Below are 12630 nucleotides of genomic sequence, written 5' to 3'. Positions count from 1 at the left end.
GGCACGTGATCAACCGGCGGCCGCCACCGTGGCCCCGGGCGCCGGGCCCGACGCCGTGCGGACCGTCCGGCAGCTCCCGGACGCCAGCAGGGCCTGCGCCACCGCGGCAGCCGACTCCGGGTCGCGGACGAGGAAGGCCGTGGTGGGGCCGGAGCCGGAGACGAGTGCGGTCAGGGCGCCCGCGGCCCGGCCCGCGGCCAGGGTGCCGGCGAGTTCCGGGAAGAGGGAGAGGGCGGCGGGCTGGAGGTCGTTGGAGACGGCCGCGGCGAGCGCGTCCGGGTCGCCCTTGGCGAGGGCGGCGAGGAGCTCCCCGGAGGCGACGGGTTCGGGGATGTCCGTGCCCTCGCCGAGCCGGTCGAACTCGCGGAAGACCGCCGGTGTGGACAGGCCGCGCCCGGCCATCGCGAACACCCAGTGGAAGGTGCCGCCGACCTCCAGGGGCGTCAGCTGCTCGCCCCGTCCGATGCCGAGGGCGGCGCCGCCGACCAGGCTGAACGGCACGTCACTGCCCAGCTCGGCGCAGATCTCCAGGAGTTCGTCGCGACAGGCCCCGGTCCCCCACAGCGCGTCGCAGGCCACCAGGGCGCCGGCGCCGTCCGCGCTGCCGCCCGCCATGCCGCCGGCGACGGGGATGTCCTTGGCGATGTGGAGGTGCACGTCGGGGCTGCGGCCGTAGCGCTCGGCGAGGGCTTCGGCGGCCCGCGCGGCCAGGTTCGTACGGTCCAGGGGGACCTGATCGGCGTCCGGGCCCTCGCAGGTCACGCGGAGCCCGTCGGAGGGGGTGACGGTGATCTCGTCGTAGAGGCCGACCGCGAGGAAGACGTTGGCGAGGTCGTGGAAGCCGTCGGGGCGGGCGGCGCCGACCGCCAGCTGGACGTTGACCTTGGCCGGGACGCGGACCGTGACGCTCACGCGGTCTCCTTCTCCTGGTGCCGGTTCGCCTTGTGCTCGGCGATCCGCGCGAACTCTTCCACGGTCAGCGACTCGCCCCGGGCCTGCGGCGAGACCCCGGCGGCGACGAGGGCCTCCTCGGCCGCGGCGGCGGATCCGGCCCAGCCGGAGAGGGCGGCCCGCAGCGTCTTGCGGCGCTGCGCGAACGCCGCGTCGACAACGGCGAACACCTCGCGCTTGGCGGCCGTCGTCTTCAGCGGCTCACTCCGGCGGACCAGGGAGACCAGGCCGCTGTCGACGTTGGGCGCCGGCCAGAACACGTTCCGCCCGATGGCACCGGCGCGCTTGACCTCGGCGTACCAGTTGGCCTTGACCGAGGGGACGCCGTAGACCTTCGAGCCGGGTGGGGCGGCGAGCCGGTCGGCGACCTCCGCCTGGACCATGACGAGGGTGCGCTCGATGGTCGGGAAGGTGTCGAGCATGTGCAGCAGCACCGGGACGGCCACGTTGTAGGGCAGGTTGGCGACCAGCGCGGTCGGGGCGGGGCCCGGCAGCTCGGTGACGTGCATGGCGTCCGAGTGGACCAGGGCGAACCGGTCGGCACGCTCGGGCATGCGGGCCGTGACGGTCGCGGGCAGCGCGCCGGCCAGCACGTCGTCGATCTCCACCGCCGTGACCCGGTCGGCGGCCTCCAGCAGCGCGAGGGTGAGCGAGCCGAGGCCCGGGCCGACCTCGACGACCACGTCGTCGGGGCGGACCTGTGCGGTGCGGACGATACGGCGGACGGTGTTCGCGTCGATCACGAAGTTCTGTCCGCGTTGCTTGGTCGGGCGCACGCCGAGGGCTGCCGCGAGCTCGCGGATGTCGGCGGGGCCCAGGAGGGCGTCGGGGGTGGGGCTGCTGGTCACGGGGACAAGGGTACGGGGGCCACGTCGGGGCCTACCCGCGCAGCCGTCCCCCGCAGTGCGGCCACGGGCTGGCCCCGCGCCGCACGTACAGCTTCTTCGCCCGGTACGTCTGCTCCGCCGCGGGTGCGTCCTGGGGGCGTCCGCTGCCGCCGAGGGCCTGCCAGGTCCGGGTGTCGAACTGGTAGAGGCCGCCGTAGGTGCCCGAGGAGTCGACGGCGTCGGGCCGGCCGCCGGATTCGCAGGCGGCGAGGCCCTGCCAGTCGAGGTGGTCGGCGCCCTGCACCGAGGCCGGGAGCTGCCTGGTGCCGACCTTCACCACCTGGGGGCGCGGTTCGCGCACCACCTCGGACCTGATGCGGCGCGGCTTCTGCCGGACGCCGTTGACCGTGCGCGTGGCGAAGGTGACCCGGCGCACACCGGGTTCGCCCGCCCGCTCCACGACCTCCGTGCCCCGGAACAGCGTCGGGTCCTCCGTCCGCCGCACCTGGAAGGGGATCGGCTCCTCGCGGACCTCCCTGCCGCCGGTGATCCGCAGCACGGTCACGGTCTGCCCGTCGCGCGGGAAGCTGCCCTGCGGGACCGAGGTGGTGTCCTGGCCGCGCAGGGTGATCCCGGCCTCCTCGACGGCCTCCCGTACGGTCGCCGCGTTGGTGCGTACGGTGCGGGCGCGGCCGTCCGCCATGATCGTGACCGTGCGCTCGGTCCGCACGTCCAGCGCGAGCCCCTCGCGCCCGATGCGCCGGGAGCGCGAGGTGGAGAGGTACGCGCCCTCCTGCCGTACGCCGAGCTGCCGCAGCGCCCCCTCCACCGTGTGGGCGGTCGTCCACACCTGACGGCGGTGTCCGTCGAGGGTGAGCCGCACGGGGCGGGCGTAGTGCACGGCGACCTCGTCGCCGCTGCTGATCTCCGTGCCGGGCCCGGGCGCCACCACGTCGTGGGCGCCGATCTCGACGCCCTCCTCCGTCAGCAGCTCGGTGACGTCGTCGGCGAAGGTGTGCAGCGTGCGGGTCTCGCCGTCGATGTTCAGCTCGATCGCCTTGTCCTTGGCGACGAACGCCGTGGTGCCGCCCGCGAGGAAGGCGACGACCAGGGCCTGCGGAAGCAGCCGTCGCATGGGGCTGTCGGGGCGCTCGGCGTAGCGCGCCTTGCGCCGGCGCGCGGACCTGCGATGCGAGCCGTTGCGCGCCGCGGCACGCGACCCGTCGCGCGCACCCGTGCCCGGGTCGGGGTACCCCGCGAACCCGGACCCGGGCTCGTCGCCCGAAGCGCCCTGCCGGGGCAGGCCGGGCAGGGTCGGCACCTCGTAGTCGGGCAGGGTCGGCACCTCGTAGTCGGGCAGAGTCGGTGCCTCGTAGGAGGGCAGGGTCGGCGCCCCGAAAGAGGGCGGAGTCGGCGCCCCGTAGGAGGGCAGGGTCGGCGCCCCGAAAGAGGGCGGAGTCGGCGCCCCGTAGGAGAGCAGAGTCGGCGCCCCGAAAGAGGGCGGAGTCGGCGCCCCGTAGGAGAGCAGAGTCGGCGCCTCGAAAGAGGGCGGAGTCGGCACCTCGTCGGAGAGCAGAGTCGGGGCCTCGAAAGAGGGCGGAGTCTGTGCCTCGTAGGCGGGCAGAGTCGGCGCCTCGTAGGAGAGCAGAGTCGGCGCCCCGAAAGAGGGCGGAGTCGGCGCCCCGTAGGAGGGCGGGGTCGGCGCCCCGTAGGAGGGCGGGGTCGGCGCCTGGAAAGAGGGCGGAGTCTGTGCCTCGTAGGCGGGCCGGTAGGTGTCCTGGTAGGCGCCGGGGGCCCCGGTTGTCCCGTGGGCGAGCGTCTCCGCGCTGCGCAGATCGGCCGGTGGCGCGCCGAAACCGCCGTACACCGGGTCGGCGTAGGCCGGGCCATACGTCTCGTACGTCTCGTACCGCGCGTTGCTCACGCCGCTCCAGGGGCCGGAGGGGTCCAGAGGGGTCCGGATCGGGCCCCCAGAACCTAGCGGAGCGGTCGTCACTCTCCAAAGCGACGCGACTACGCACAGTCGTGCGGTGAGGTCGGCGGCGGGGTCAGTACCCGAACGCGCGTGCCGTGTTGGCGCCGAGGGCCGTGGCCAGCGCGTCCTCGGCGACGCCGCGCACCTCGGCCATGGCCCGCACGGTGATCGGCACGAGGTACGGGGCGTTGGGCCGGCCGCGGTAGGGCGCCGGAGTGAGGAAGGGCGCGTCCGTCTCCACGAGGAGGAGCTCCAGCGGGGCCACCGCCACCGCGTCCCGCAGGTTCTGGGCGTTCTTGAAGGTGACGTTGCCGGCGAAGGACATGAAGTAGCCCGCGCTCGCGCAGATCCGCGCCATCTCGGCGTCGCCGGAGTAGCAGTGGAAGACCGTCCGCTCGGGGGCGCCCTCCTCCTTCAGCACGCGCAGGACGTCGGTGTGGGCGTCGCGGTCGTGGATGACCAGGGCCTTGCCGTGCCGCTTGGCGATCTCGATGTGGGCACGGAACGACAGTTCCTGCGCGTCTTTGCCCTCGGGCCCGGTGCGGAAGTAGTCGAGGCCCGTCTCACCGACGCCCTTGACCTGGGGCAACGCGGCGAGCCGGTCGATCTCGGCGAGCGCGCCGTCCAGGGCCGCCCGGCCGCCGGGCTCGCGGGCGCCCTGCCGCGACCAGCCGTCGGGGTCGCCGTGCACGATCCGGGGCGCCTCGTTCGGGTGCAGGGCGACCGTGGCGTGGACGGCGTCGTGCGCGGCGGCCGTCTCCGCGGCCCACCGCGACCCCTTGATGTCGCAGCCGACCTGCACGACCGTCGTCACCCCGACCGACGCCGCCTTCGCCAGTGCCTCCTCGACCGTGCCGGACTGCATGTCCAGATGAGTGTGGGAGTCGGCGACCGGCACCCGGAGGGGCTCCGGGAGGGGCGGGGCCGCGTTCTTGTCCTGGCGGCCGGAGTCGTTCGAAGGCATGCCCCGATCCTACGAAAGGGGTCTGCGCGAGGGGCACGCCCTCCCCGGTGGGGGAGGACCGGGGAGGGCGTCGGACAAGGGAAGCCGGACGGGTCAGCTCGCCTTGCGCTGGAAGGGGTGCCGCAGGTCGGACAGGTGCCAGTGGTGGTGCTCGCGCTGCTCCTGGCCGGCCGTCGCCCCGGACCCGGCGTCCGCGGTGGGCGCCTCCACCGGCCCGCCGGGCGGTGGCACGCGGGAGGGCCGGTGCGCCGCGTCACGTGCCGAGGCGACCCGTCCGGGCCGCATGATCCGCACGACGTGGCTGTCGCAGTGGTGGCACTCGGGCTTGCTCAGCGGGGAGGGCACGACCTTGCCGTCCGCGACATAGAGGACGAACTCGTGACCCGCGGCGTCCGTGTGGTGCTCTATCTCGTACGACTGCTCCCAGCCGTGCCCGCACCTCATGCAGGCGAAGGAGTAGGACTCGTTGACGACTGCGGTCGCACCGGCGCGGAGCCCGGTCTGCCCTGCGATCTCACTCATGCCAGCTCCTGTTGGTCCGCTGTGGCGTGAGGACGATTCCGTCCCCGCAACCCAGTGGACTCCTCGGCCGGACCGATGGCAGCAGACCTGTCGACTGTTGGCCCCGATTTGGTCGTCCCTTGCCTCTGCGCCCCTTGCGCTTTGCCCACGCATGGGGCGCACGCTCAAACGACATGCGCCCTGCTCAGAGGGTGTTCAGCGCCCCTTCATGGGCGCGGGGAGCTGCGCGATCAACCACACACAACGCGCACCCCGCCAAGCACTCCGGCCCCCACCCCGAACCCGGCTCACTCACCGGCGTTCTTCGCAGCGACCACAGCGTCGAAAACAACTCTCTTCGGAACACCCGCCTCCACCGCCACCGCGGCGATCGCCTCCTTGCGCCGCTCTCCCGCCTCCTCCCGCACCCGCACCCGCCGCACCAGCTCCTGCGGCCCGACCTCCTCGGGCCCCTTCTCCGGCGCGCCCTCCACGACGACCGTGATCTCCCCGCGCACCCCCTCCGCGGCCCACGCGGCCAGCTCGCCCAGCCCGCCCCGCCGCACTTCCTCGTACGTCTTGGTCAGCTCCCGGCACACCGCGGCCCGCCGCTCCGCCCCGAACACCTCGGCCATCGCCGACAGCGTGTCGTCGAGCCGGTGGGGCGCCTCGAAGTAGACGAGCGTGCGCCGCTCGTCGGCGACCTCCCGCAGCCGGCCGAGCCGCTCCCCCGCCTTGCGCGGCAGGAACCCCTCGAAGCAGAACCGGTCGACGGGCAGGCCGGACAGCGCGAGCGCGGTGAGCACCGCGGACGGCCCGGGCACGGCGGTGACCCGCACGTCCCGCTCGACCGCGGCGGCGACCAGCCGGTACCCCGGGTCGGACACCGACGGCATCCCCGCGTCCGTGACGAGCAGCACCCGCGCCCCGCCCACCAGCTCCTCCACCAGCTCCGGCGTCCGGGCGGACTCGTTGCCCTCGAAGTACGACACCACCCGGCCCTTGGGCGTGACGCCGAGCGCCTGGGTCAGCCGGCGCAGCCGCCGCGTGTCCTCGGCGGCGATCACATCGGCTCCGGCCAGTTCCTCGGCGAGCCGGGGCGGGGCGTCCGCGATGTCGCCGATGGGGGTGCCTGCGAGTACGAGGGTTCCGATCACGCTCCCATCCTCCCAGGGGCGGGGGGTGCGGACTCCTCCCAGGGGCGGAGGATGCGGACGCATACCGGCCATGCACGGGACTCACACAGAACGGTTCCCTACGATGGCGCGGTGACCAGTACCGCGTCCTCCACGGACACCCGGCAGGGCCAGGCGCCGCTCGACCAGCGGCCGTCCTGGCAGCAGCGGCTGCGCCGCTTCGGCTACCAGGGGCAGCCCAGAAGCGACGCCGGCGACGTCCGTGACCGCCTGGTGCCGCCGTACACCGAGCCCTCCCCGCGCCTGTGGGCGGCGCTCGGCGTTCCGCACCCGCTCGCGCTGCGGCTGGTGCGCTGGTCGGGCTGGATCGGCCCGCTGCTGGTCACACTGCTGGCGGGTGTGCTGCGGTTCTGGGACCTGGGCAGCCCCAGGGCGGTGATATTCGACGAGACGTACTACGCCAAGGACGCGTGGGCGCTGGTCCACCGCGGGTTCGAGCTCAACTGGGACAAGAACGCCAACGACCTGGTCCTGTCCTCGGGCGGGCACGTCACGCTTCCGACGGACGCGGCGTACGTGGTGCACCCGCCGGTCGGCAAGTACGTCATCGGGCTCGGCGAGCTGATGTTCGGGTTCGACCCCTTCGGCTGGCGGTTCATGACGGCGCTGCTCGGCACGCTGTCGGTGCTGCTGCTGTGCCGGATCGGCCGCCGCCTGTTCCGCTCCACCTTCCTGGGGTGTCTCGCGGGCGCGCTGATGGCGGTGGACGGACTGCACTTCGTGATGAGCCGCACGGCGCTGCTCGACGGCGTGCTGATGTTCTTCGTACTGGCCGCGTTCGGCTGTCTGCTGGCCGACCGGGACAGGGCCCGGGCGAAACTCGCCGCCGCGCTGCCGCTGGACGAGGACGGCCGGGCCCGGCCCGACCGGCACACGGCGGAGACGGCCCGGCTGGGATGGCGCCCCTGGCGCTGGGCGGCGGGCCTGATGCTGGGCCTGGCCATCGGCACGAAGTGGAACGGCCTCTACATCCTGGCCGCGTTCTGCCTGATGGCGGTGTTGTGGGACGTCGGTTCGCGCCGGGTCGCCGGTGCCCGTCACCCGTACGCGGCGGTCCTCAAACGCGACACGGGCCTGGCGTTCCTCGCCACGGTCCCGGTCGCCCTGGTCACCTACGTCCTGTCCTGGACCGGGTGGATCCTCTCCGCGACGAACGGCTCCGGCGGCTACTTCCGCAACTGGGCCGCGACCAGCGGCAAGGGCGGCAGCTGGACGTTCCTGCCCGACTGGCTGCGCAGCCTGTGGCACTACGAGCACCAGGTGTACGAGTTCCACGTCGGCCTGTCCTCGCCGCACACGTACCAGTCCAACCCGTGGAGCTGGCTCGTCCTGGGCCGCCCCGTCTCGTACTTCTACGAGTCCCCGGCCCCCGGCAAGGACGGCTGCCCCGCCGACGCGGGCGAGAAGTGCGCCCGCGAGGTCCTCGCCCTCGGCACGCCGATGCTGTGGTGGGTCGCCTGCTTCGCGGTCCTCTACGTCCTGTGGCGCTGGTTCTTCCGCCGCGACTGGCGCGCGGGCGCCATCGCCTGCGGCATCGCGGCCGGCTACCTCCCCTGGTTCATGTACCAGGAGCGCACGATCTTCTTCTTCTACGCCGTCGTCTTCCTGCCGTTCCTGTGCCTGGCGGTGGCGATGCTCCTCGGCGCGATCATCGGCCCACCCCGCTCCACAGACACCCGCCGCGTCGCAGGCGCCAGCGCCGCGGGCGTCCTGGTCCTCCTGATCACCTGGAACTTCATCTACTTCTGGCCGCTGTACACCGGCCAGGCGATCCCGATCGACGACTGGCGGTCGCGGATGTGGCTGGATACGTGGGTGTAGCCGGGCACACCCGCCGTGACGGTCCCGCGGGGTGCCGGGCCGTCATAGTCGTGTCCGGCCGTCAGCGGCCGGCGTCAGGCATCCTCGGACGGCCCGGTTTTGCGTCCTCGTCCAGCAGCTCCCGGCAGACTTCCGTGAAGTCGTGGCGTGTCGTCCCGGGCGGCCTGGTGCGCCGCCGCTGTGCGCGCTGGGTCTGCTCCCGCGCTCGCCCTGTCACCCGGGCGGCGCCGAGTGGGCCGACGATGCCGATCAGTCCGCCCGCCATGGCTCCGGCGAGCCCGGCAATTCCTTGATCCGCAGCAGTCATTGCCAGCCATGGAACCGAGGGCGCGTCAGGCCCGGGCCCGTCTCCGGGGCTGATCCCTGTTCGGTCAAATATCGCAACTCCCGTCCCGGTAGTAACCGCTTGTGCATAGAGTGCTCCGGACCGAGCTTTCTGAACGCGTTCAAAGGAGCGCGTGAGGCTCAACGGGGAGGGGATCGGCCGGTGGGCAAGGGGGTCAAAGCCGCCGTCATAGGCGGGGTGTTCGCGGTGATGGTGGGTGGGGCCGGGTACGGCGCCTACAACATCGTGAGCGCCTTGGACGGTGACGGGGGCGGCGCGGGCGGGGTCGCCTCGCAGAAGAGGTCGGGGCCGCCCGGCGAGGACGAGGTCAAGGAGACCACCGCCAAGTTCTTCGCGGCCTGGCGGACGGGGGCGGCCGCGCAGGCGGCGTCGTACACCAACAACGACGCGGCCGCCGAGCAACTGCTCGGCGCCTTCGCCGACGACGCGCACATCACCGACGTGAAGATCACGCCCGGCGCGGCCCGGGGCACCACCGTGCCGTACACGGTGAAGGCGAAGGTGGCCTACGGCGGGAAGTCCGAGCCGCTGAGCTACAAGAGCGAGCTGAAGGTCGTGCGCGGGCTGACCACGGGACGGGCGCTGGTCGACTGGCAGCCGTCCCTCGTGCATCCCGAGCTGAAGAAGGACGACACCCTCGTCACCGAGCGGTCGGCCACCCCGCCCATCGAGGCCGTGGGCCGCGACGGCACCGAGCTGACGAAGGAGAAATACCCCTCCCTCGGCCCGGTCCTGGACGCCCTGCGCGACAGGTACGGCGAGAAGGCCGGCGGCAGCCCGGGCATCGAGCTGGTCATCCGGCACGACGGCGACGGCGCTCCCGACACCCCGCTGCTCACCCTCGCCAAGGGCAAGCCGGGCAAGCTCACCACCACCATCAGCCCGAGCGCGCAGGCGGCGGCCGAGAAGGCGGTCAAGCGGTTCGCCCATTCGTCGGTGGTGGCCGTCAAGCCCAGCACCGGCGAGGTGCTGGCCGTCGCCAACAACCGCACGGACGGCTTCAACGCGGCCTTCGAGGGTCAGGCCGCACCCGGCTCCACCATGAAGATCATCACCGCCGCGATGCTCATCGACAACGGCGTGACCTCGATGAACGGCCCGGCGCCCTGCCCCGACACCGCCGTGTGGCAGAGCCAGACCTTCAAGAACCTCACGGGCATGAAGCCCAACGAGAACGCCACGCTCGCGAACAGCTTCATGCGGTCCTGCAACACCGCCTTCATCAAGCTCATCGACGAGAAGCCGCTCACGGACGCCTCGCTGGCCCAGGAGGCCGAGGAGCGCTTCGGTCTGGGGCAGGACAACTGGAAGACCGGCATCGTGTCGTTCGACGGCAGCGTCCCCGCGGTCGACGGGCCGGACCGGGCGGCGGGCGCCATCGGGCAGGGCCAGGTCCAGATGAGCCCGCTGAACATGGCCTCGGTCACCGCGACCGCGATCACCGGCGCCTTCCGCCAGCCCTACCTGGTCTCGCCGGAGCTGGACGGCCGGGACCTGGCCCAGGCCCGCGGTCTGCGGTCGAGCACCGCCGCACAGCTCAAGCAGATGATGCGGCTCACCGCCACGCAGGGCACCGCCGTGCAGGCCATGGCCGGACTCGGCGGCGACATCGGCGCCAAGACCGGTTCCGCCGAGGTGGACGGCAACGCCAAGTCCAACAGCTGGTTCACCGGTTTCCGGGGCGACATCGCGGCGGCGGCCATGACCGAGGAGGGCGGCCACGGCGGCGACGCGGCCGGGCCGATTGTCGCAGCCGTGCTACGAACAGGTGGCTGATCTCACCTTCGAGGGCCGGGACTCTAGGGTGGTGGCCGTCGTTGGGACAGCTGAGGGCAACGGGGACCCCGGGGATTCGCGGAGGAACGAACAGCAGTGGGCAACAGAAGGCGCGTCGCCGAGCGACGGAAGACGAGACCCGCCGTGATCGGCGGGATGATCGCCGTGGTCGTCGTGGGTGCCGGGGCCGGGGCCTACGCGCTGTACGGCGGCGGTGCCGCCGCCGACGACGGAACGCGGGCGTCGGACGGGAAGCCCGCGGTGAAGACCGGCCCGCTGTCACGGGCCGAGGTCACCACCACCGCCCGCACCTTCCTCACCGCCTGGCAGTCCGGACAGGTCCCCCAGGCCGCCGCGGTCACCGACGACCCCTCCGCGGCCCGGCCGCTGCTCACCGGCTACACCAAGGACGCCCACATCAAGGACGTCACCCTCACCCCGGGCAGTCCCACCGGTGACAAGGTGCCGTTCTCCGTCAAGGGCACGGTGTCCTACAAGGGCACCGACAAGCCGCTGGCCTACGACAGCGCACTGACCGTCACGCGCCGCACCACCGACGGGAAGCCCCTGGTCGACTGGCACTCCGCGGTCGTCCACCCGGACCTGAGGGACGGCGACGAGCTGGTCACCGGCGAGGCCGGGACGCCCCCGGTCAAGGCCCTCGACCGGGACGGCGGCGAGCTGACCAGGGCCGAGTACGCCTCGATCGGCCCGATCCTGGACGGACTGCGCGAGAAGTACGGCAAGAAGGCGGGTGGCAAGGCCGGCATCGAGCTCCGGGTCGTGCGCGGCAAGGCCGCCAAGGCGAAGGACCTCTCCGACAAGACCCTGCTGGAGCTGAGCAAGGGCACGCCCGGCACGGTGAAGACCACGCTGGACCCGGCTCTCCAGGCGGCTGCCGAGAAGCAGGTCGGGAAGAAGGCGCGCTCGTCGGTGGTCCTGCTGCGCGTGTCGACCGGCGAGATCCTGGCCGCCGCCAACGCCTCCCCGGGCTTCAACACCGCCTTCCAGGGCTCCCTGGCCCCCGGCTCCACGATGAAGGTCATCACCTCGTCGCTGCTACTGGAGAAGGGCCTGGCCTCGGCGGACAAGAAGCACCCGTGCCCGAAGTACTTCACGTACGGCCACTGGAAGTTCCAGAACGACGACAAGTTCGAGATCAAGAACGGCACCTTCAAGGCGAGCTTCGCCCGCTCCTGCAACACGGCCTTCATCAGCCAGGCGCCGAAGCTGAAGGACGACGACCTCACCAAGGAGGCCCAGCAGGTCTACGGCCTGGGGCTGAACAACTGGGCCATCGGTGTGCCGACCTTCGACGGCGCGGTGCCGGTGCAGTCGGCGGCCCAGATGGGCGCCTCGCTGATCGGGCAGGGCGGGGTCCGCATGAACCCGCTGAACATGGCGTCGGTGTCGGCGACGGTCAAGTCCGGCACCTTCCACCAGCCCTACCTGGTCTCCCCGGACGTGGACGGACGCAAGCTGGCCAAGGCCTCGCGCACGATGCCGGCGAGCACCCTGTCCCAGCTGCGTGAGCTGATGTCGTACACGGCCGCGTACGGCACGGCGGCGGAGGCGATGGCCGGGGTGAGCGGCGACGTCGGCGCGAAGACCGGGTCGGCCGAGGTCGACGGGCAGAAGAAGCCGAACGGCTGGTTCACGGCCTACCGGGGCGACCTGGCCGCAGCGGGTGTCGTGCAGCAGGGCGGGCACGGTGGCTCGACGGCCGGTCCGATCGTGGCGGCGCTGCTGAAGATGGGCGGCTGACCCTCGGGTTCAGTGGGGCTCGGGTTCAGTGGGTCCCGGGCTCAGTGCGTGACGGGTTCGGCGGCGGCCATGTAGGTCCGCCGCAGGAACCGCAGCAGCGCCTGCCGTTCGAACTGCACCACCGACACGCCCTGCGCGGAGTGGAACTCCACGACGACCTGCACCCGGCCGCAGGGCCACACCCGTACCTCGCCGCTCCCGGTGGGGGCCCGCAGCCCCTCCTCCAGCAGATCGCGGCCGAAGATCCACTCATGTCCCCCGCTGCCGGGCAGGGTCATGCGCACCGAACGGGGATCGTGGTCGGGGTCGTACCGCAGGGTGACCGGAACCGCTTCCAGCTCGTCCACGAGCGGCACGGCCGCGTCCGAGACGATGTGGGCTCGCGCGTACTGCTCGATTACGGACATCGGACGGCCCCTTCACCGTGCGCAATCCGAGTGGAAACTCTCCGTCCACTCTTCCTCCAATGTCGCATATTTTCCGTATTGCGCCCCTCGGGGTGGATATAT

At 72.4% G+C, this 12630-nt stretch carries 10 protein-coding genes; 3 read left to right on the top strand and 7 right to left on the bottom strand.

Annotated elements, in window-relative coordinates; genetic code table 11:
- Positions 1-9 precede the first annotated feature (9 nt).
- The 6 genes from HDC93_RS05410 to rsmI all read right to left on the bottom strand — a co-directional run bounded on the left by HDC93_RS05410 (position 10) and on the right by rsmI (position 6375).
- Positions 10-912 carry a 4-(cytidine 5'-diphospho)-2-C-methyl-D-erythritol kinase gene (locus HDC93_RS05410; protein ID WP_185007657.1) on the bottom strand — a complete coding sequence of 301 codons (903 nt, stop codon included), beginning with the start codon at positions 910-912 and terminating at the stop codon, positions 10-12.
- Positions 909-1799, bottom strand: coding sequence for a 16S rRNA (adenine(1518)-N(6)/adenine(1519)-N(6))-dimethyltransferase RsmA (gene rsmA, locus HDC93_RS05405; protein WP_185007655.1), 891 nt, complete (start codon positions 1797-1799; stop codon positions 909-911). The genes HDC93_RS05410 and rsmA overlap by 4 nt, the downstream gene beginning before the upstream one ends.
- Before the next feature lie 31 nt (positions 1800-1830).
- Positions 1831-3258: a resuscitation-promoting factor gene (locus HDC93_RS05400; RefSeq protein ID WP_185007959.1), complete on the bottom strand. Its 1428-nt coding sequence runs from the start codon at positions 3256-3258 to the stop codon at positions 1831-1833.
- A 568-nt stretch (positions 3259-3826) separates the two neighbouring features.
- Complete coding sequence (locus HDC93_RS05395; RefSeq protein WP_185007653.1) at positions 3827-4717, bottom strand: TatD family hydrolase; 891 nt, start codon at positions 4715-4717, stop codon at positions 3827-3829.
- 93 nt (positions 4718-4810) lie between these two features.
- The gene (locus HDC93_RS05390) at positions 4811-5239 is read right to left on the bottom strand and encodes a hypothetical protein (protein ID WP_185007651.1); all 429 of its coding nucleotides are present in this window, start codon (positions 5237-5239) and stop codon (positions 4811-4813) included.
- Positions 5240-5526: 287 nt separating this feature from the next.
- Complete coding sequence (gene rsmI / locus HDC93_RS05385) at positions 5527-6375, bottom strand: 16S rRNA (cytidine(1402)-2'-O)-methyltransferase (RefSeq protein ID WP_185007649.1); 849 nt, start codon at positions 6373-6375, stop codon at positions 5527-5529.
- Between the two features lie 111 nt (positions 6376-6486).
- On the opposite strand from rsmI, the gene HDC93_RS05380 reads away from it, so the two are divergent.
- From HDC93_RS05380 to HDC93_RS05370, 3 genes are all read left to right on the top strand, one after another.
- A complete protein-coding gene (locus HDC93_RS05380) occupies positions 6487-8235 on the top strand; it encodes a phospholipid carrier-dependent glycosyltransferase (RefSeq protein WP_185007647.1) in 1749 nt (582 codons plus the stop codon).
- Between the two features lie 487 nt (positions 8236-8722).
- Positions 8723-10357, top strand: a complete 1635-nt coding sequence (locus HDC93_RS05375; protein WP_185007645.1) for a penicillin-binding transpeptidase domain-containing protein — start codon at positions 8723-8725, stop codon at positions 10355-10357.
- Positions 10358-10453: 96 nt separating this feature from the next.
- Positions 10454-12121 carry a penicillin-binding transpeptidase domain-containing protein gene (locus HDC93_RS05370; protein WP_185007643.1) on the top strand — a complete coding sequence of 556 codons (1668 nt, stop codon included), beginning with the start codon at positions 10454-10456 and terminating at the stop codon, positions 12119-12121.
- 41 nt (positions 12122-12162) lie between these two features.
- On the opposite strand, the gene HDC93_RS05365 is transcribed toward HDC93_RS05370, so the two are convergent.
- Positions 12163-12528 carry an SsgA family sporulation/cell division regulator gene (locus HDC93_RS05365; RefSeq protein WP_185007641.1) on the bottom strand — a complete coding sequence of 122 codons (366 nt, stop codon included), beginning with the start codon at positions 12526-12528 and terminating at the stop codon, positions 12163-12165.
- Positions 12529-12630 lie beyond the last annotated feature (102 nt).

This window comes from Streptomyces sp. AK010, assembly GCF_014207295.1.
Lineage (GTDB): Bacteria > Actinomycetota > Actinomycetes > Streptomycetales > Streptomycetaceae > Streptomyces > Streptomyces massasporeus.
Note: the sequence above shows the minus strand (reverse complement) of the source record. Positions and strands in the feature narration are given on the sequence as shown.